At 72.6% G+C, this 18647-nt stretch carries 16 protein-coding genes; 8 read left to right on the top strand and 8 right to left on the bottom strand.

The window, feature by feature from the left end:
- Window positions 1-98: 98 nt before the first annotated feature.
- The 3 genes from ACZ7LE_RS06925 to ACZ7LE_RS06915 all read right to left on the bottom strand — a co-directional run bounded on the left by ACZ7LE_RS06925 (window position 99) and on the right by ACZ7LE_RS06915 (window position 4979).
- Window positions 99-1334 (bottom strand): LCP family protein, encoded by a 1236-nt coding sequence (locus ACZ7LE_RS06925; RefSeq protein ID WP_470402567.1) that lies wholly within the window; start codon window positions 1332-1334, stop codon window positions 99-101.
- 53 nt (window positions 1335-1387) lie between these two features.
- A complete protein-coding gene (locus ACZ7LE_RS06920; protein ID WP_470402566.1) occupies window positions 1388-3634 on the bottom strand; it encodes an esterase-like activity of phytase family protein in 2247 nt (748 codons plus the stop codon).
- Window positions 3635-3722: 88 nt separating this feature from the next.
- Window positions 3723-4979, bottom strand: a complete 1257-nt coding sequence (locus ACZ7LE_RS06915) for a multidrug effflux MFS transporter (RefSeq protein ID WP_470402565.1) — start codon at window positions 4977-4979, stop codon at window positions 3723-3725.
- A 130-nt stretch (window positions 4980-5109) separates the two neighbouring features.
- On the opposite strand from ACZ7LE_RS06915, the gene ACZ7LE_RS06910 reads away from it, so the two are divergent.
- Window positions 5110-5865 (top strand): SOS response-associated peptidase, encoded by a 756-nt coding sequence (locus ACZ7LE_RS06910; protein ID WP_470402564.1) that lies wholly within the window; start codon window positions 5110-5112, stop codon window positions 5863-5865.
- A gap of 51 nt (window positions 5866-5916) precedes the next feature.
- Here the strand turns inward: ACZ7LE_RS06910 and ACZ7LE_RS06905 are convergent, their stop codons facing one another.
- Window positions 5917-6534, bottom strand: coding sequence for a TetR/AcrR family transcriptional regulator (locus tag ACZ7LE_RS06905; RefSeq protein WP_470402563.1), 618 nt, complete (start codon window positions 6532-6534; stop codon window positions 5917-5919).
- Between ACZ7LE_RS06905 and ACZ7LE_RS06900 the strand changes: the two genes are divergently transcribed.
- Window positions 6533-7438 (top strand): alpha/beta fold hydrolase, encoded by a 906-nt coding sequence (locus tag ACZ7LE_RS06900; RefSeq protein WP_470402562.1) that lies wholly within the window; start codon window positions 6533-6535, stop codon window positions 7436-7438. The genes ACZ7LE_RS06905 and ACZ7LE_RS06900 overlap by 2 nt on opposite strands.
- Here ACZ7LE_RS06900 and ACZ7LE_RS06895 read toward each other — a convergent pair.
- Window positions 7407-8123 (bottom strand): HAD family hydrolase, encoded by a 717-nt coding sequence (locus tag ACZ7LE_RS06895; RefSeq protein WP_470402561.1) that lies wholly within the window; start codon window positions 8121-8123, stop codon window positions 7407-7409. The genes ACZ7LE_RS06900 and ACZ7LE_RS06895 overlap by 32 nt on opposite strands.
- Window positions 8124-8339: 216 nt before the next feature.
- On the opposite strand from ACZ7LE_RS06895, the gene ACZ7LE_RS06890 reads away from it, so the two are divergent.
- Together ACZ7LE_RS06890 and ACZ7LE_RS06885 are read left to right on the top strand one after the other, a co-directional pair.
- Complete coding sequence (locus ACZ7LE_RS06890; RefSeq protein WP_470402560.1) at window positions 8340-10037, top strand: lysyl oxidase family protein; 1698 nt, start codon at window positions 8340-8342, stop codon at window positions 10035-10037.
- Between the two features lie 55 nt (window positions 10038-10092).
- Entirely contained in the window at window positions 10093-10890 is a 798-nt protein-coding gene (locus ACZ7LE_RS06885; protein WP_470402559.1) for a crotonase/enoyl-CoA hydratase family protein, read from the top strand.
- 74 nt (window positions 10891-10964) lie between these two features.
- Here ACZ7LE_RS06885 and ACZ7LE_RS06880 read toward each other — a convergent pair whose 3' ends face one another.
- The 3 genes from ACZ7LE_RS06880 to ACZ7LE_RS06870 all read right to left on the bottom strand — a co-directional run bounded on the left by ACZ7LE_RS06880 (window position 10965) and on the right by ACZ7LE_RS06870 (window position 13424).
- Entirely contained in the window at window positions 10965-12032 is a 1068-nt protein-coding gene (locus ACZ7LE_RS06880; protein WP_470402558.1) for an adenylate/guanylate cyclase domain-containing protein, read from the bottom strand.
- A 51-nt stretch (window positions 12033-12083) separates the two neighbouring features.
- Window positions 12084-12380 carry a hypothetical protein gene (locus ACZ7LE_RS06875; protein ID WP_470402557.1) on the bottom strand — a complete coding sequence of 99 codons (297 nt, stop codon included), beginning with the start codon at window positions 12378-12380 and terminating at the stop codon, window positions 12084-12086.
- A gap of 186 nt (window positions 12381-12566) precedes the next feature.
- The gene (locus ACZ7LE_RS06870) at window positions 12567-13424 is read right to left on the bottom strand and encodes a biotin--[acetyl-CoA-carboxylase] ligase (RefSeq protein WP_470402556.1); all 858 of its coding nucleotides are present in this window, start codon (window positions 13422-13424) and stop codon (window positions 12567-12569) included.
- Window positions 13425-13544: 120 nt separating this feature from the next.
- Here ACZ7LE_RS06870 and ACZ7LE_RS06865 point away from each other — a divergent pair, with 120 nt between their 5' ends.
- The 4 genes from ACZ7LE_RS06865 to ACZ7LE_RS06850 are packed head-to-tail and all read left to right on the top strand — an operon-like array spanning window position 13545 to window position 17498.
- Entirely contained in the window at window positions 13545-15143 is a 1599-nt protein-coding gene (locus tag ACZ7LE_RS06865) for an acyl-CoA carboxylase subunit beta (protein WP_470402555.1), read from the top strand.
- 38 nt (window positions 15144-15181) lie between these two features.
- The gene (locus tag ACZ7LE_RS06860) at window positions 15182-15706 is read left to right on the top strand and encodes a hypothetical protein (protein WP_470402554.1); all 525 of its coding nucleotides are present in this window, start codon (window positions 15182-15184) and stop codon (window positions 15704-15706) included.
- Window positions 15703-15942: an acyl-CoA carboxylase epsilon subunit gene (locus ACZ7LE_RS06855; protein ID WP_470402553.1), complete on the top strand. Its 240-nt coding sequence runs from the start codon at window positions 15703-15705 to the stop codon at window positions 15940-15942. Before ACZ7LE_RS06860 ends, ACZ7LE_RS06855 begins: the two co-directional genes overlap by 4 nt.
- Window positions 15939-17498, top strand: a complete 1560-nt coding sequence (locus ACZ7LE_RS06850; RefSeq protein ID WP_470402552.1) for a glycosyltransferase — start codon at window positions 15939-15941, stop codon at window positions 17496-17498. The genes ACZ7LE_RS06855 and ACZ7LE_RS06850 overlap by 4 nt, the downstream gene beginning before the upstream one ends.
- Window positions 17499-18647: the final 1149 nt, after the last annotated feature.

Here is an 18647-nt window from a genome sequence, read left to right as displayed (position 1 = left end):
CCACGCATCGGAGACTAGGGCCTCAGTGCAACAATCGTGTAAATAAGTCGCGCCGTTCCCAGGCAGCATCCAGGCCGCGTCAGGGATCCGGCCCGCGGTCAGTCCGCGCAGACGCCCGGCAGCAGCGAGGGCGAGGGCGACGGGCTGGGGGTGTCCGACGGCGCGGTGGTGCCGTCGTCCGGCCCGGGCTCCGTGGTCGCGTCGGTGGACCCGTCCGAGGTGCCGCCCGACGGCTTGCCCGACGCCCCACCGGACCCCGGCGCCGCGCTCTCGTGGCCGGGCGGCGGCTCGTCGGCCGCGAGGCGCTCCCAGATCGCCGTGGCGTCCTCGGTCCAGACCACCCGGTTGGGGTCCGTCGGCGCAGCCACCACCGGCAGCTCGGTGAACACGATCTCGGCCGGGTCGATGTCCCGGATGCTGAACGCCAGGCCCGCGAGCGCGGCCGGGTCGGCCAGGCCGGGGTCGGCCGAGATGGCGCGCAGCACCGCCTCGATGGTGCGGTACAGCTTCGGCGAGTTGGTCACGATGTTCTGGGCCAGGATCTGGCGCACCAGCGCGTCGACGAACGCCTGCTGGCGGTCGATGCGGGTCAGGTCGCTGCCCTGCTCCAGGCCCAGGCCGGTGCCGTGCCGCGCCCGGAGGAACCCGATCGACTGGCGGCCGTCGAGGCTCTGCTCGCCGGCGGGCAGCTCGAACCGGCCGTACGCGGGGTTCTGGACGAGCGGCTCGGGCAGGCACATGCGCACCCCGCCGAGGGCGTCGACGACGTCGACCACGCCGTCCATCTTCACCACCATGTGGTTGGTGACGGGCACCCCCGTGAGGGTCTGCACGGTCGAGATGGTGCAGGCGGCGGCGTAGGTGAGGTCCTCGGCCGCACCGCCGCCGATCGTGAACGCGCTGTTGAACATGCCGTACGTCGCGCCGGACTCGCCGCCCTCGGGCAGCTTGCACGACGGGATGTCGACCAGCGAGTCGCGCGGGATCGAGACCACCTCGATACGGGACCGGTCGCCGGAGACGTGCACCAGCATGGTGGTGTCCGACCGCATGCCGCCGTCGCCCGCACCGGCGATCTCGGTGTTCTCGCCGCCGCGCAGGTCGGTGCCCAGCACGAGGATGTTCAGACTGCGTCCGGTGAACGGGTCGTCGGGGTCCACGGACGGCGTCGGGCCCTTGACGAGACCCGAGACGTCGCTGACGCCGATCTGCTGCTTGAAGTCGAGATAGGCGGCCGCACCGCCCGCGACCACGAGGGCGAGCGCGCCGACGACGACGAGCGCCGCGGCGCGCGCGACGCGATGACTGCGCTGGTGACGGAGGTGCCGGGGCACATGCGGAGCATAAGCACGTACCCCGGCACGGGGCCTGTTAAGTCACCCGGAGATCACCTGACCGCGGCGGCGCCGAGGTCCGGGTTGTCCGAGAAGAACCCGTCCAGACCGGCGTCCAGGAAGACGCGGATCTCGCCGACGAGGTCACCGATCCCGTTCGGGTCGGCCGACGAGCGGAACTCCGCCGGCAGGAACTGGTTCTCCCGGCGGAAGGTCCAGGTGTGCACCTCGAGGCCCGCGCGGTGGGCGTCGCGGATCACGCTGCTCGGCGCGCCGAGGGTGCCGTCGGCCGTGCGCGGGATCAGCACGTTCTTCTCGGCGCCGATGCCGTCGGCGTACGTCGCGATCTCGCGGAGCCCCTGGCGGGTGACGAGGTCCGCATAGGTGCGCGGGTCGCCGGCGGCCACGAGGTCGTAGGGCGCGCCGCTGCTGCTGACGAGCTGGCCCAGGGGGACGTCGGTGAGCTCGTCGAGCTCCTGCAGGTTGCCGACCTCGAAGGACTGCACGATCACCGGCGCGGCCTCGTAGTCGAACCCGTTGCGGCGCAGCTCGGCCACCAGCGGCTCCTCCAGGGACAGGCCCACCGAGTCGAAGTAGGTGGGGTGCTTGGTCTCCGGGTAGACGCCGACGGGCGCGCCGTCGCAGGTGCGGCTGTTGCGGGCCAGGTCGAGCACCTCGTCGAGCGTCGGGATCAGGTACAGCCCGTCGAAGGCGGTGTTCTGCGGCCGGACCTGCGGCAGGCGCTCCTTGGCGCGCAGGGTGCGCAGCTCGGCGAGCGTGAAGTCCTCGGTGAACCAGCCGGTGATGCGCGTGCCGTCGATCGTCTTGGTGGTGCGGCGGCCAGCGAACTCGGCGTGCGCGGCGACGTCGGTGGTGCCGCTGATCTCGTTCTCGTGCCGGGCGACGAGCACACCGTCCTTCGTGGAGACCACGTCGGGCTCGATGTAGTCGGCGCACTGGTTGATCGCGGTCTCGTAGGCGGCGAGCGTGTGCTCGGGCCGGTAGCCCGAAGCGCCACGGTGCCCGACGACGGTGACGCCGTCGTCCGTGACGCGCTTCGTCCGCAGGTCGACCAGGGCCATCTCGGTGTCGTCCGGGGTGCCGGTGACGCGCGCGTCGTTGCCCGGGTAGTTGTTGTCGTTGCCGATCAGGAGCGTGTCCTTGTCGACGAACAGGACGGTCTCGAAGGACTGCACGGGCAGCGCGAACGTGTCGCCCAGACCGTAGCCCTCCCCCGCGTCGATGCCGCGCGGGTTGTCGATCCGCAGGGCGTCCACCACGAGCTCCTTGCGGACGAACCCGTCGCGGCCCTTCGCGCCCAGGTCGATCTCGTAGACGCGCTTGGTGACCGCCTGGTCGCCCTCGAAGTCGTCGCGCTCGATGAGCAGCATCGTGTCGCGGCCCGTGGCGAAGGCGTCACCGATGACGTCGGCGGGCTGGTCGGTCTGGTAGGCCCAGCGCTTGCCCGTGTACTCGCCGCGGCGGGTGTCGAACTGGTAGATCCAGCGGCGGCGCGGGTCGGTGTCGTTCGCCAGGGCGCCCTCGACCACCGGGTAGAGGTAGCGGCCGATGCCCGCCATGGCCTCGAAGCCGCGGCTGCTGCCCACGTTGGGCGTCTCGCCGGGCTCCAGGTACGGGTTGCCGGGCGACTTGCCGTCGGGGAACGCGTACGGGGCCTCCAGCAGGGTGCCGTCGGCGTCGAAGTGCAGCAGGAACGGGCCGAACTCCTCGCCCACCCACAGCGTGCCGTCGGCGGCGCGCACGAGGGACTCGATGTCGAAGTCGGCACCCGTGAGCAGCCGCTCGTCGGTGTCCTCGTTGACGATGTCGAAGTCGAGCACGTCATTGCGGTCGTTGTACTCGATGAAGTCGAGCACCTCGATCTCGCCGTCGCCCGAACCGCGGCGGTTCGTGTCCCACTGGGGGCGCACCAGGTAGTTGCGCAGCAGGAAGTCGGCGGAGTTGCCCTTGGCGCCGAACCCGTTGTCGGGCTGGGCCCAGAAGGTGCCGTCGTGGTTGTCGACCATGGCGGAGAAGCCGGGGATCACCTGGCCGTCCCAGGGTCCCTGGCGCCCGTTGCCGGGGCTCGCGGCGGCGCCCGACGGCGGACCGTCGGCCAGGTAGTCGGCGGACAGCGTGGCGCGGCCCGCCAGGGACGCGGCGAGGTGGGTCCCGCCGTGGTGCTCGGACGCGGGTCCGGGACGAGGGCCGGCGACGGCGGAGGCCGCCGGCAGCAGCAACGATGCCGCCGCCGCGGCGGCCACCACGCGCGTGGCGCGGGTACGCAGGGGTGTGCTCATGCGGCCGAGCCAAGTGGGCGCACCCCACATCCCGGTGAACCTGGCGCTACCTCCTGGTGAACTCTCCCGGCGACCTCTCGGGCGGTGCTCAGACCGGCATGTGCCAGCCGCCGCGCCGGAAGGCCGGGGTGGCGATCGCCAGGACGCCGATCGCGAGCACCACCGCGGCGAGCATCACCAGGGCCATGGCCGCGGCGTCCCCGCCCAGGAACCCGCCGAGCGAGCTCACCGACCCGGCGATCAGGGACTGGACGGCGCCGATCATCGCCGCAGCGGTGCCGGCGATCTCGCCGTGCCGAGACAGCGCCAGCGCGGACGCGTTGGCCGGGACGAGTCCCTGGAACGCGAGGACGCACCACAGGGCCACCAGCAGGCCGATCAGCCCGCCCGCCCCGGTCAGGACCACCACGAGGAGGACGACGACGAGGATCGCCTGGGCGACCACGCCGAACCGGAGCAGCCGGACCGGCGCGACCTTGCGCACCAGAGCCGCGTTGACCTGCGCGGACAGCACGAGGCCCACGCCGTTGACGGCGAAGAGCAGGGCGAACTGCCCCTCGCTGAGCCCGTACTCCTGCTGGAAGATGATGGGCGACCCCACCACGTAGCTCATCAGGACGCCGAAGCCCAGGCCGGGGATCACCGCGAGGGCCATGAAGTGCCGGTCCCTGAGCAGCTTGCCGTAGCCGCCGGCGACCATGCGGACGCCGCCGGTGAGCCGCTTGACCGGCGGGTGGGTCTCGGGCATCACCCGGAGCACCACGAGGGCGAGCGCGGCGCCCATCACGGCCAGGACCACGAACACCCAGCGCCAGGGGCCGTGCGCCAGGACAAAGGTGCCCAGGGTGGGGGCGAACATCGGCGCGACGCCGATCACGAGCATGAGGCGCGACAGGATGCGGGCGGCCTCGGCACCCACGAAGCGGTCACGCACGATGGCGACCGAGGCCACGCCGGCCGCGGCGTTGAAGAAGCCCTGCGCGAGGCGAAGGCCGATCAGCAGCGGCATGCTCGTGACCACGGCGCACAGCAGCGAGATGACGACATGCAGCGCGAGGCCGACGAGCAACGGGGTGCGCCGGCCGAAGCGGTCCGAGAGCGGGCCGATGACGAGCTGGCCCACGCCGCCGCCGATGAGCATGCAGGACACCGTGAGCTGGGCCAGCGCCTCGCTCGAGCCCAGGTCCAGGGCGACCTGCGGCAGCGCGGGCAGGTACATGTCGACGGTGAAGGCAGGCAGGGCCGACAGGGCCCCGAGCATGAGGACCCACTTGACGGTGGACCGGGAGGACGCTCGGCGCGCGGGCACGACTGGGGAGACGCCCGACGGCGCAGAGGTTGGCATGGGTCCGATGCTATCGAATCGATACGACGATGAGAAGAGTGATCTCGCTCTCCGGTCATGTGTTCGCCGGCAGTTCACCACCAGGAGTCGTGCTCCCGCGAGTGTCAGTGGCTCGGGGCATGCTGGTCCCATGTGCGGACGCTTCGCCTCCTTCACCCAGACCCAGGACCTCGCCGACGAGCTCGCCATCGCCGAGATCGCCGAGGACGCGCGGCTGCTGCCGCCGTCCTGGAACGTGGCACCGACCGACCCGGTGCGGATCGTCGTCGAGCGGGCGGCCAAGGGCTCCGACGAGGTGACGCGCTCGGCGCGGCTCGCCCGCTGGGGGCTCGTGCCGTCCTGGTCCAAGGACCCGAGCGGCGGAGCGCGCATGATCAACGCGCGGTCCGAGTCGCTCCTGGACAAGCCGGCGTTCGCCAAGCCCTTCAAGGTGCGGCGCTGCATCGTGCTGGCCGACGGCTACTACGAATGGCGCAAGCTGGCGCTGCCCGCGACGGGCTCGAAGAAGGTCCCGAAGCAGCCCTACTGGATCCACCCGGCCGAGGCGGACGTCGCGGCGTTCGCCGGCCTGTACGAGTTCTGGCGCAACCCGGCGGCGAGCGAGTCCGACCCCGACCGGTGGTTGGTCTCCACCACCGTGATCACCCGGCCGGCGTCCGAGAGCATGGCCCCGATCCACGACCGCATGCCGTTCGTGCTGCCAGCCAGCGCCTGGGACCAGTGGCTCGACCCCACGGTCGGCGACGCGTCCGAGCTGCTGAAGCTGGACAACGCGCCGCTCACCACGCTGCCGGTGGGCGACGCGGTGGGTTCGGTGCAGAACGACGGGCCGTCGCTGATCGAGGAGGACCCGGAGCCGAGGGACCCGGAGCCGGTCCGGGTCTGACGCTCGGCCAAGACCGGTGGAGCCGGTGGTGTCCCGCTCGACAGCACGCGATCAGGTCGCGGCGAGGCCACGCACCGCGCGTTCGATCGCGGGACGCGGGTCAAGTGTCGGGTCGACCGTGAGCCGGTGCAGGAGCAGCCCGTCGCCGAGCGCCATGAGCGCCCGCGCCGCCGGTACGGGGTCGGGGATGCCGACGGCGGTCACGATCTGTTCCGTCCACCGCTCGAACTCGCGCCGTTCCCGCAGCAACGGCTCGCCGAGCTCAGGATCGCCCGAGAGTTCGAGGAAGAGGGCGTAGCGCGCGCGGGTGCGCGCGGCGAACGGCCCGGTCTGCACCTCGGCCATGCCGCACAGGCCCTCGATCAACTCGTCGACCCCTGAGATCGCGGGCGTCGTGTCCGCCTCGAAGTCGGCGCGCTCGCGCTGGGCGATCCAGTCGACCACACCGGCGAGCAGAGCCCGGCGAGTGCGGAACCAGTTCGAGGTCGATCCGGGCGGCAGGCCCGCTCGTTCATCGACCCGCGCATGGGTCAACGCTCGTACGCCGTCCGCGCCGAGCAGTGCCACGGCTGCATCGAGCGCGCGCTCACGGGTCGCTGCCGCCATGGACACCTCTCTCGGGACAGGTCTACTATGAACATAGTAATCCTCAGGGAAGGTGGTCGCCATGTCCACGCCCCCGCCCCGCATCACGTCCATCGACGACTCGGCGTGGTCGCCGCCGCTGCCGGACGCGGCCGGCTTCGACCACCTCGTCGTCGAGACGCCCGGCCTGCGCAGTCACGTCGCGACCATCGGCGAGGGCGAACCGGTTGTGCTGCTGCACGGGTTCCCTCAGCACTGGTGGCAGTGGCACGCCGTCGCTCCCGCCCTCGCCGCGGGCGGCTATCGCGTCTTCTGCCCCGACCTGCGCGGGGCCGGCTGGAGCGTGGCCGACGATCCGCGGGTCGAACGCGAGACCCGGCTGCACGACCTGCTCGCCCTCTTCGACGTCCTCCGCATCGGACGCGCCCATCTCGTCGCCCACGACATGGGCGCCATCACCGCGATGCAGCTGGCCTACGACCACCCTGAGCGAGTGCGGACGGCGGTACAGCTCTCCGTGCCGCCCGGCTTCATGACGTTCAGCCCGAAACTCCTCCCGGGCTTTCGGCACCTGCCCCGGTTCATCTGGCATCACCCGGGCGACTCACTGCGTGGCATCTTCTCCGAGGCCTACGTCGCCCACCCGATGTCGGAGGCGACCATCGAAGCCCACCTCGCCCCGATGCGCCGACCCGACATCGACGGCGCGGTACGCCCGCTCACCCGCGGCATGATCGTTCCCGAAGCCCTGCATCTGATGCGCGGCGACTACCGCCGCCGACGGCTCACCGTGCCGGCACTCTTCGTGTTCGGCCGCCGCGACCGCCCTTGGACCGAAGAGATCCTGCAACACGTCTGTCGCGACCCGGAACGGCACGCCGATCACGCCGAGCTCGCCTATGTCGACGATGCGGCGCACTTCATCACCGACGACGCACCCGCCGAGGTCGCAGCGCTCACGCTCGACTGGTTCGAACGAGCCGCGTGACGCCGCACGGGCCCGGTGACTCGTCCAGCACCTCGTCCAGCGTCCGGATGCGGTCCTCGACGTCCGGGTACCGGTCGTACCGGTCCAGCAGCACCGCGCCCAGCCCGGCGTCGAGCGGCCCCTGGTAGTCCTTCTCGACGTCGTTGCCCACCATCAGCACGTCGCCGGGCGCCACCCCGAGCACCTCGCACGTCGCGGCGTAGGCGCGCGGGTCCGGCTTGCCCGCGGGCAGGTCGTCCGAGGCGACGACGACGTCGACGTGCGCGGCCAGACCGGTGCGGTCGAGCTTGAGGCGCTGGTGGAGGGAGTCGCCGTTGGTGAGCAGCGCGGCGACGAGGCCGGCGTCCCGCACCCGGCGCAGGGCTGGGACGGCGTCGTCGAACGCCGTCCAGGCCTGTTCGTAGCGCGACAGGTAGCCGGAGAACAGCTCGTCGGCCTCGTCATCGGTGGCGTCCGCCCCCAGGAACTCGCGCACGCGCACGCGCCGCTGCTCCTGGAAGGTGATCTCGCGCCGCTGGTACCGGCCGTAGGCCTCCTCGGCGATGCCACCCCACGCCGTGACCAGCTCCTCGGGGTCGTCGTGGTCCAGACCCAGCTCGGGAAGCCAGTCCAGGAGCGCCGTCCGAGAGGCGCCCTCCTGGTCCACGAGTGTGTCGTCGAGATCGAAGAGAACGACTTTCAGCACGCTCGCATCGTGTCACACGCCGCTCCGCGCCCCGCCCGGCACCTCGACGACCGGACGCTCGCCGGGGTGCTCGCTCCTGAGCCGGCCTTGCACCGCAGGCCCTCTGACCTGCCCGGACAACTTCACCGGGTGAATTCGGCGCGCCCGCCAACGAACTGGGTCTCTCGTGCGTCCCTAGCGGTGACAGGTTCCTGTCCTCACCGATCTGGGGGATCCATGACCGCACTACGTTTGTCCCGGCCGTCGCCGCGCCTGCTCACCATGGGCGTCGCCGTCGTGCTGGCCCTGGGCCTGCTCGGCGAGGGCGGAGCGACCAACGCCGCCGCCTCCGCCGCACCGATCGCGACGGCACCGGCGGACGCCGCGCCCACCGCCGCGCAGCGCGGCCTGCGCTTCGCCCCGGCGGCGAGCACCGTCGAGGCCTACAACTACGACGGCTGGGTGTACTTCGACTCGGGCGTCTGGATGGCTGCCTACGGCGAGGGCTACGAGTTCTGGGCCAAGAAGGCCAAGCCCTCCGCCCGCGCGACGCTCACCAAGACGGTGATCCGCGGCGACGAGCGCACCACCACGAAGGCCCCCGCCGCGATCGTCGACGGGCTGAACGGCTTCAAGAAGGGCCTCACGGTCCAGGTCACGGACTCGACGGGCAAGGTGCTCGTCAAGAAGTCGCGCAGCCTGTGCCTCAGCGGCATGGAGCGCCAGCGCGTCGAGCCGACCGGCAACACCGAGCCGATCTACCCCATGTTCTGCGGCGGCGACTGGTTCACCAAGTCCACCGTCTCCGGGATCGAGCAGGGCTGGGCGACCAAGCTCGACACGTACTTCGAGCTCAAGACCACGCGCAAGAACCTCCGGATGACCGTGACCATCAGCGACCCCGTCGCAGACTTCCTGGGCCTCCCCGCCACGGGCCGCTCGGTGTCCCAGCGCGTCAAGGTGATCGACGAGTGCAGCGTCGTGGACTGCGGCGAGGTCGGGGACGCGCTCCTCGGGGCGCCCTCCGAGGGCTTCAGCACCCTGGCCGAGGGTGACGCCGCGTCCACCCACGCCGACCAGGTGCGGGCGATGGCCAGCGGCGCCCACGGGACCCACGGTGCCGGCGACGGCGCAGGTTCCTCGCACCGCGCGAACCTCTTCACCCTCCAGGGCGGGAGCCAGGAGCACGGCGGCGACCACCCCGCGCTCGGCCAGCCGGGGTCCAAGCCGTCGAACAAGGCCCCCGCCGAGGACACGCTCCCCGACCTGCTCTCCCTGCCGGCGTGGCAGATCGGCGTCGAGCGCGCTTCCGGCACCGACCGGCTCACCTTCAACGCCAACGAGTGGAACGCCGGCCCGGCGCCCCTCGTGGTCGAGGGCTACCGCAAGGGCGCCGCCGAGGTCATGGACGCCTACCAGTTCTTCTACCGGGACGGCAAGGAGGTGGGCAGCACCAAGACCGGCAAGATGAAGTACCACGCCGCCCCCGAGCACGACCACTGGCACTTCCTGGACTTCGCGAGCTACGAGCTGGTCAAGCCCGACGGCTCCCTGGTGACCACGAGCGGCAAGCAGTCGTGGTGCCTCGCGCCCACCAACGCCGTCGACCTGTCGGTGCCCGGCGCGACCTGGCGGCCGGAGGCGACCGGCCTCGACAGCACCTGCGGCGACCGGTCCGCGCTGTGGCTGCGCGAGGTCCTGCCCGTCGGCTGGGGCGACACCTACAACCAGACCCAGACGCAGGCGTTCAACCTGACGGGCGTCAAGAACGGGACCTACCAGATCAAGATCACCGTGAACCCGAACGGCGCCCTGCACGAGCTGACGACGGACAACAACGTCAGCTACCGGACCGTGGTGCTGGGCGGCAAGCCCGGCAAGCGCACCGTGACGGTGCCGCCGTACGAGGGCGTCGACACGGAGGTCGTGAACTAGCACGGAGGTCGTGCACGAGCACCAGGCTCGTGCGTCGAACCGTAGGCTGCGCGTCATGAACGCCAGCAGCACGACCGGCATCCCGTCCGGGAGCGGTGTCTCCTGCACCCTCTCGGACGGGATCGCCGACGTCCGCCTCGACCGGCCCGACAAGCTCAACGCACTGTCGCTGGGCATGCTGGGCGAGCTGAGGGCCACCGCACGCCGCCTGGGGCGCGAACCCGGGCTGCGTGCGGTCGTCGTCTCCGGCAACGGCCGCTCGTTCTGCGCGGGGCTCGACCTCGGCTCGGCGGCGCGGAACCCGGCGGCGGTCGCCCGGGCCTTCGTGCCGACGCCGCGGGGCACCAACCTGTTCCAGGAGGCCTGCTGGGCCTGGCGCCGCCTGCCGGTGCCGGTCGTCGCGGCCGTGCACGGGCACGTCATCGGGGCGGGCGTGCAGATCGCGCTGGCCGCCGACCTGCGCCTGACCACGCCCGACGCCCGCTGGTCCGTCAAGGAGGTCGAGCGCGGCCTGGTCCCCGACATGTCCGGGATCCGCGCGCTGACACAGCTCGTGGGCATCGAGACGGCGAAGCGCCTCACCTTCACCGCCGAGGAGTTCACGGGGGCCGACGCCGGGCGGCTCGGCCTGGCCGGCACCGTCACCGACACGCCCCTGGACGAGGCGTTCGCGCTCGCCGGCCGCATCGCGGAGCGGCGGCCCGAGGCCGTGGCGGCGGCCAAGCGGCTCTTCGACCGGCGCTGGTCGTCGGGCGACCGCCGCACGTTCGCGGCCGAACGCCGCGAGCAGCTCCGGCTGCTGCCCGGCGCGATGCGGGCGCTGCAGCGGATGAAGGGCGGCCGGGAGGGCTGACGCCGGCCGCGCGCCCGGCGGCCACACCCAGTGGCCACACACCCGGCGGCCGCGACCGGCGAACCGATTCCGCGTCAGCCCTGGTACGCCCGCTGCAGCCGCACCGGCGCCAGCGGGCCGATGCCCGGGACCTCACGCTCGGGCTGGGCGGTGAGCGCGTAGTGCGAACTCGTGGCGAGCAGCGCGGCGGTCTCCTTGTCGACCAGCACGGTCGACGGGTCGGACTGCTCGGTCAGGCGCGACGCGAGGTTCACCGTGGGACCGAAGATGTCGCCGAACCGCGACAGCACCCGCCCCCAGACGAACCCGACGCGCACGGGGATCTCGGGGTCGCCCGGCGCGGCGGTGCCGAGCTGCGCCCCGGAGGTCTCGGCCAGGCCGAGGGCCACCTCCGCCCCCGTGACCACGTCGTCGGTGACGAACAGGACGGCGTCGCCGATCGTCTTCACCACGCGGCCGCCTGCGTTCACGATGACGTCCCGCGCGCCGGCCTCGAACCGCTGCACGAACTCCGCCAGCTCCTCCGAACCGAGCCCCGCCGTCCGCTTGGTGAACGAGACGATGTCGGCGAACCCGACCGCCCGTAGCAGCGGGAGCTGGTGGCCGTCGTTGCTCTCGTCGCCGCGTGCCCCGGCGAACTCGATGGCGGTGCGCCCCGTGAGCGCCGCGAGCTGACGCCGCCAGGCGTGCTCGAGCTGGCGGCTCAGCATCTCGGACATCTCCGGGAGCTTGTCCAGCGCGAGCAGCCGGGCGGACGTCTCGTCCAGCTCGTACCGCCGGGCGAGGTGCTCGACGAGGGCCTCGACCTGCCACAGCGCGAGCCGCTCGGTCGTGTGGCCCACCGACCGGATGAAGGTCATCTGGGCGCGCTCGTCCATCTGCTCCGCCTCGAACAGCCCGGCGGCGTCCTTGAGCGCCTCGACGTCGGCGTCGGTGAACCAGGTCTCGGTGGGGTGCGTGACGGGCAGGCCGATCCAGCGCCAGTACCGGGTCACGAACTGCTTGTCGAGCCCGGTGAGCTCCACGACCTGCGACAGGGTGTAGCGGCGGGCGCCGCCCAGCAGGGTCTCGTCGAGCCGGGCCGCGGTGTCGGCGCCGGGGGTCTCGTGGTTCGTGGGGGACGTCTCGGAGTTGTGGAGCACGTCACCACTGTAGGCGGGCGTACCTCATGCACCCGCATACATCGGTGCCGCTCAGCTCCAGAACGTCAGCACGAGGGGGATCCCCGTGAGCACCAGGAGCATGCCGACCACGGTCACCACGTTCCACAGGCCCAGCCGCACGCCCGGGACGCCGTCGTCCCGGTAGAGCAGCACCCAGACCACCAGCAGCCAGGAGATCCCGGCCGCGACGAGGCCCGCCGTCGGCGTCCCCTCGCTCTGGACGATGCCACGGTCCAGCCGGACCGTGCTGATCAGGTAGACCGCGACCACCGCCGCGGCGCACACGATTCCCTTGGCCACCACGACCGTGGCTCGACCTGCCTCCATGGCGTCTCCTGACCGTCACCCGCCCGTGCTGTCCGTCGTCGCTTGTGGCGGAGATTACCGCAGGTCAGGGGCCCCGCGGCAGGGGCTGCCGTCGAGTTCACCCGGCGCCGCGCGCGAGTTCACCCGGGCCGGCCCGCGGCGCCGCTCCGGGTCGGGAGACGCCGCCGCGCGGGCCAGGAGACCGCGTTACCGCAGGTGCCAGACGTCGCCCGCGGTCACCGTGCGCTCCTCGCCCGCGTCCGTGCGGATCGTCAGCGCGCCCGTGCCGTCGAGGCCCACGGCCTCGCCCTCCAGCACGCCGGCGTCCCCGGCGAGCTCGGCCCGCACGCGGGTGCCCAGCGTCGCGGACACGGCCGTGTACTCCGCCAGCAGGCCGGCCGCCACCACGTCGCCGCGCGCCTCCTCCCAGCGCCGGACGACGGCGTGCACCTCGCCGAGCATCCGCACCAGCACGTCGGTACGGTCGGGCCGGGGATGGCCCGCGAGCGCCAGCGACGTCGCCGTCGGGACGGGGAGCTCCTCGGCGGACTGGGACACGTTGAGGCCGATCCCGAGCACGACGGCGGGCGCGGCGTCCGGGGCATCCCGGACGGCGCGGGCGGCGTCCGGCCCCTCCGGCACCACCTCGGCGAGGATCCCGGCGACCTTGCGGTACCGGCCCAGCCCGGCGACGGTGTCGACGGCGGGCAGCAGCACGTCGTTGGGCCACTTCACGGCGGCGGTGACCCCGCCGTCGGACACCGCGCGGACCACCGCGAGGCCCGCGAGCAGCGGGAGCCAGCCCAGGCTCGCCGCGGGGACGCGGGGCCGGAGCAGCACGGAGACGGTCAGGCTCGCGCGCGGCGGCGTCTCCCAGGACCGCCCGGCGCGCCCCCGGCCGGCAGTCTGCTCCTCGGCGACCAGGGCCGACGGCGCGGGCCAGGCGGCCGGGTCGTCCCGGACGGCGGCGACGAGCTCGGCGTTGGTGGAGGGCGAGGTCTCGACCACCTCGACCCGGGCGAACCCGGGGACGGTGAGGCGGTCGCGGTACAGGGAGGCGCGCACCTCTTCATCCTCTCTCCTGGGCCGCGCGACCGCCCTTGGAGGAAACCCACAAGTCGGCGGCGCGACCCGCTGGACCCTCCCGCATCGAGCGGGAGGCATCCGACAACTACGCTCGGAGATGTGAACGACTCCACGACGACCCTCGCCGGCACGCGCGCCAAGCTCGACGACCTCGACGCACGCCGGGCAGCCGCCATCGACGAGCCGGAGGTGACGGCCCAGGAGAAGCAGCACAAGCGGGGCAAGAAGACCGCCCGGGAGCGCATCGAGGCGCTCCTCGACGAGGGGAGCTTCACCGAGCTGGACGCGCTGGCCAAGCACCGCAGCCGCAACTTCGGCCTGGACAGGAAGCGCATCGCGGGCGACGGCGTCGTGACCGGCTACGGCACGATCGACGGCCGCCAGGTGTGCATCTACTCCCAGGACTTCACGGTGTTCGGCGGGAGCCTCGGCGAGGTGCACGGCCAGAAGATCACCAAGGTGCAGGACCTCGCGCTGCGCACGGGCGTGCCGCTGATCGGCATCAGCGACGGCGGCGGCGCGCGCATCCAGGAGGGTGTCGCGGCCCTGACGCAGTTCGCGGAGATGTTCCGGCGCAACGTCGCGGCGTCGGGCGTGATCCCGCAGATCTCCCTGATCCTCGGCCCGAGCGCGGGCGGTGCGGTGTACTCCCCCGCCCTGACCGACTTCATCGTCATGGCCGACCAGACCTCCAACATGTTCATCACCGGCCCGGACGTGATCCGCACGGTGACGGGCGAGGACGTCGACTTCGAGACGCTGGGCGGCGCCCGCACGCACAACTCGAAGTCGGGCGTGGCGCACTACATGGGCAGCGACGAGGACGACGCGCTCGACTACGTGCGCCACCTCGTGAGCTACCTGCCGCAGAACAACCTCTCGGACGCGCCGGCGTTCCCGCCCGAGGACGAGACGGTCCTGGAGGTCACGGCCGAGGACGAGGCGCTCGACACGCTGATCCCGGACAGCGACAACCAGCCGTACGACATGCGCGACGCCGTCGAGGCGGTGCTGGACCCGGAGTCGTTCCTAGAGGTCCAGCCGATGTTCGCGACCAACGTCCTGATCGGGTTCGGGCACGTGGAGGGCCAGTCGGTCGGCATCATCGCCAACCAGCCGCAGTCCATGGCGGGCACGCTCGACATCGACGCCGCCGAGAAGGCCGCGCGGTTCGTGCGCACCTGCGACGCGTTCAACATCCCCGTGCTGACGTTCGTGGACGTGCCGGGCTTCCTCCCCGGCGTCGGCCAGGAGCACCAGGGCATCATCCGCCGCGGCGCCAAGCTGATCTACGCGTACGCCGAGGCCACGGTGCCGCTGGTCACGATCATCACCCGCAAGGCGTACGGCGGCGCGTACATCGTCATGGGCTCCAAGCAGCTCGGGGCCGACGTGAACCTGGCCTGGCCGACCGCCCAGATCGCCGTGATGGGCGCGAGCGGCGCCGTGAACATCCTGCAGCGCGGCGCGCTGAAGACGGTCCAGGAGGCGGGCGGCGACGTCGAGGCCGAGCGCGCCCGGCTGACCGCCGAGTACGAGGACGCCATCGTCAACCCGTGGGACGCCGCCGAGCGCGGGTACGTGGACGCGGTCATCCGCCCGTCCGAGACCCGCGTGCAGGTCGTGCGTGCCCTGCGCGCGCTGCGCACCAAGCGATCTACGCTTCCTCCGAAGAAGCACGGCAACATCCCGCTCTGAGCGGGATGTCGAGCCGGTCCAGACCTGGAGGAGACCGCATGAGCCACGAAGACGCCACCCACGGCCCGGCGCCGATGGGCCGCGTCGACACGGAGCCGATGCACCGCGCCGTCGACGCCCTGGCGGCCGCGCTGCACGACTACGTGGGGACCGCCGTGGGCGTACGCGCCGAGTTCGGCGCCGCCGAGGCCGACGAGGACCCGCGCGTGCTGGCCCTCGAGTCGAAGGTGGGGCACCTGAACGCCGCGCTGTTCGACGTGCTGCACGGCGCGCTGGGCATGCACCCCGACCTCACCTCGTCGGTGTGGGAGCCGGAGCACGAGGGCGAGGAGGACGAGATCCTCGAGTCCGAGACGCCGGAGGAGGGCGAGTCGTTCTACCTCGGCTTCGTCGTGGGCGCGCGCGGCGGGGACGCCTCGCTGGACGGTGTGATCGACCTGCTCGACGCCGCGGGCGAGTCCGTCGCCACGCAGCTCACCGAGGGCGGCTACGACATCGCCGAGTGGGCCGCCTCGCGCGGCGAGGCCCCCGGCTTCGGCTTCTACGAGGAGGACGACGAGTGAGCGCCCAGGTCCGGGTGGTCCGCGGCGAGCCGGACGACGTCGAGGTGGCCGCCCTGGTCGCCGGCCTCGCCGCGGTCGCGGCGGCCGGCGCGGAGCCCGACGACGCCGCGCCGCTCGACGAGTGGACCAACCACGCGCGCTCGCTGCGCGGGAACGGTGCCGCGACCGCCAAGAACTTCGGCGGACGCTCGGGGCGGCACAACGCCGACGCCTGGCGCTGGAGCCTCCGCTCATGAGCAAGGCTCCCCGCCCCGGGGACACCGATGTCGTCCTGTTCGTCCGTTCGCTCGGCCAGCGCATCGCGGGCGGCACCCGCGCCGTCCTGGCCCGCGCCAACCTCTACGCCGGCCTCGGGTACCGCACCACCCTCGTGGTGACGGGCCTGCTGGACGACGACGGCGCCTGGGTCCGCGAGCACGGTCTCCTGCGGTCCGACGTGCGCCTGCTGGTCCTGTGGCGCGACGGGCCCGACGCCGTCGACCACGCGCGCGCCCGGGAGGTGGAGCCCGTCACGGTGCCGCGGATCGCCGACGGGCCGGGCGTGAAGCGCCGTCGGCGGACCGTGGGCGACGCGCTCCAGGTGCGCACCCTGGTGGACGACAAGCTGCGCACCATCGAGCTGCTCGACCAGGACACCGAGGCCACGCGCCAGCTCGTCGTGCTGCGCGAGGACGGCACGCGGGAGTCGCTGTGGCACTTCGCGCACGACGCGCTCGTCGCGATCGACCACCTCCCGCCGGGCGGCGGACGCCGGCGCGAGCTCGTGGTCGACGGGCGCGCCGTCTGGCTGGAGGCCGAGGTCGACGGACACGTCGGCGCCGGCGAGGCGCACCTGCGCCTGCGCGAGGACGAGGTCGGGGACTATGCGGGGGCGATCGCCCGCTGGCTCGACACCACCTTCGCCGCCTCCGAGCACCTCGTGGTCTTCGCCGACGGCGAGAACGTCTGGCAGCGCAGCCTGCGCCTCATGCGCCACCCGCACCTGCGGGGCGTGTCGGTGCTGCACAACTCGCACCTCGCGGCGCCCTACGACGCCGCGGCGCCCACCAAGCCGCACTGGGCCGGCTTCTTCTCGGACACGACCAACGTGGACGCCATGGTCTGCCTCACCGAACGGCAGCGCACCGACCTCCTGCAGCGGTACCCGGGGCTGCCGCTGCACGTGCTGCGGCACGCCGCGCCCAAACCCAAGGTCCGCGGCGTGCGGCGGGACGGCGACTCCGTGGTCTTCGTGGGCCGGCTCGCGCCGCAGAAGCAGCTCGACCACCTGCTGCGGGCGTTCGTGCTGGTGCACGAGCGCGTCCCGGGCGCGCACCTCGACGTGTACGGGCACGGCGTCGAGGAGGAGTCCCTCAAGAAGCTCACCACCGAGCTCGGCCTGGACCTCGGCACCACCGTACGGTTCCACGGCGCGACGTCGCAGGCCCTGCACGCGTTCGCCGGCTCCCGGGTCGCGGCCATGACGTCCTTCCACGAGGGGCTGCCGCTCACCCTCACCGAGGCCATGTCGGTGGGCACGCCCTTCGTGGCGTACGACTGCAACTACGGCCCGGCCGAGGTGATCCGGGACGGCGAGAACGGGTTCCTGGTGGCCCGGGACGACGTGTCGGCGCTGGCCGACCGGCTGGTTCAGGTGCTCCAGGACGACCGGCTGGCCCGCCGGCTCGGCCGGGAGGCGAAGCGCGTCACCACGAGCTTCTCGCCGCGCCGGTACAGGGACGCCTGGCGGGACCTGCTCGGCCAGGTGGCGAGCCGTGAGTCGAGCAGCTCGCACACCGTCGCCAGCAGCTGACGCCGGTCGATCCGGAGGTTGTCCAGGTGGGGGCGGGCGTCGTCGTGCCGACGGCGCTCGCCCTCACCGACGGGCTCGCCCAGCAGGGTCACGGGTACCGGCCGCCCCTCCGCCTCGCGCGCGCCCGGCCGCAGCTCCGGCAGGACGTCGCCCAGGCTGGGCGGCGCGTAGACCACGCCCGGGGCGTCGCTGAACCAGCCCACCTTGTGCTGGCTGGTGCCGTTCGGCGCGACGTACACGTCGGTGGCCTCGGCCCACAGCACGGCCTCCCGCAGCGTGCTGCCGACCAGGTCGACCACCTGGTCCGGGCGCCGGACGTCGGCCCTGATCGCGCGCGCCACCGCGTGCAGCTCCTCGATGCTGGCGCGCCACCGGTCCGAGACGAGGTCGGTGCCGACCGGGTACGAGTAGCCGTCCAGGAGCACCAGCGCCCGCGGGTAGCGCCGGTGCAGCGCGTCGACGAACCGGGCGGCCTCGCGCTCCTGGTCCGCCCACGCGCGGCTGCGCACGCGCAGCCCGATCCAGACCACCGGGGCGTCCCTGGCCGGCGGCGGCTGCGGGTACCCGGGCGCCGGCTCGGCCTGGACCATCCGGTGCCGGATCCGGTCCACGAGGGAACGCCGGATGAAGTACCCGCCGACCGAGAGCACCAGGTGCTCGCGGGAAAAGGGGTAGGGGTCACGGAGCAGCCGGCGCGGCTCGTCGACGACGCGCGCCGCCGAGAACTCCGGGAACAGCTCCTCGAACGCCCCGAAGAACCCGGTCCCTGCCGTGCGCACCTCGGCCACGTTGCCGGCCAGCCCGTGGTCGATCAGCCGCTCGACGCCGGGGTAGAAGTTCCAGACGTGGTGCGCGAAGTTCTCCGCGACCGTCATCTGGAGCACCACCCGGCGCCGCGCGCGCGGGTCCGGGCGGGTGGCGACCGCCCGGGCGTACTGGTCGCGCCGGGCCACGACCCGGCGGAGTAGGTCCGCCGACAGGTTGGTGATCTTGCGCGGCGCGAGCACCGCCCCGGTGAACGCGCCGAGGTTCAGCACGAGCCCCCGGGCGGGGAGGAACAGGTAGGCGGCCTTGAAGCCGCCCAGGACGCTCACGAGCATGGTGTGCTCGGCATCCCCGAAGGAGTAGACGGCCTTGCCGACCGTCACC

The sequence above is a fragment of the Promicromonospora sp. NPDC110617 genome, from assembly GCF_055598465.1.
The sequence above is the reverse complement of the archived record's forward strand: the minus strand, read 5'-3'. Positions and strand labels throughout refer to the sequence as shown.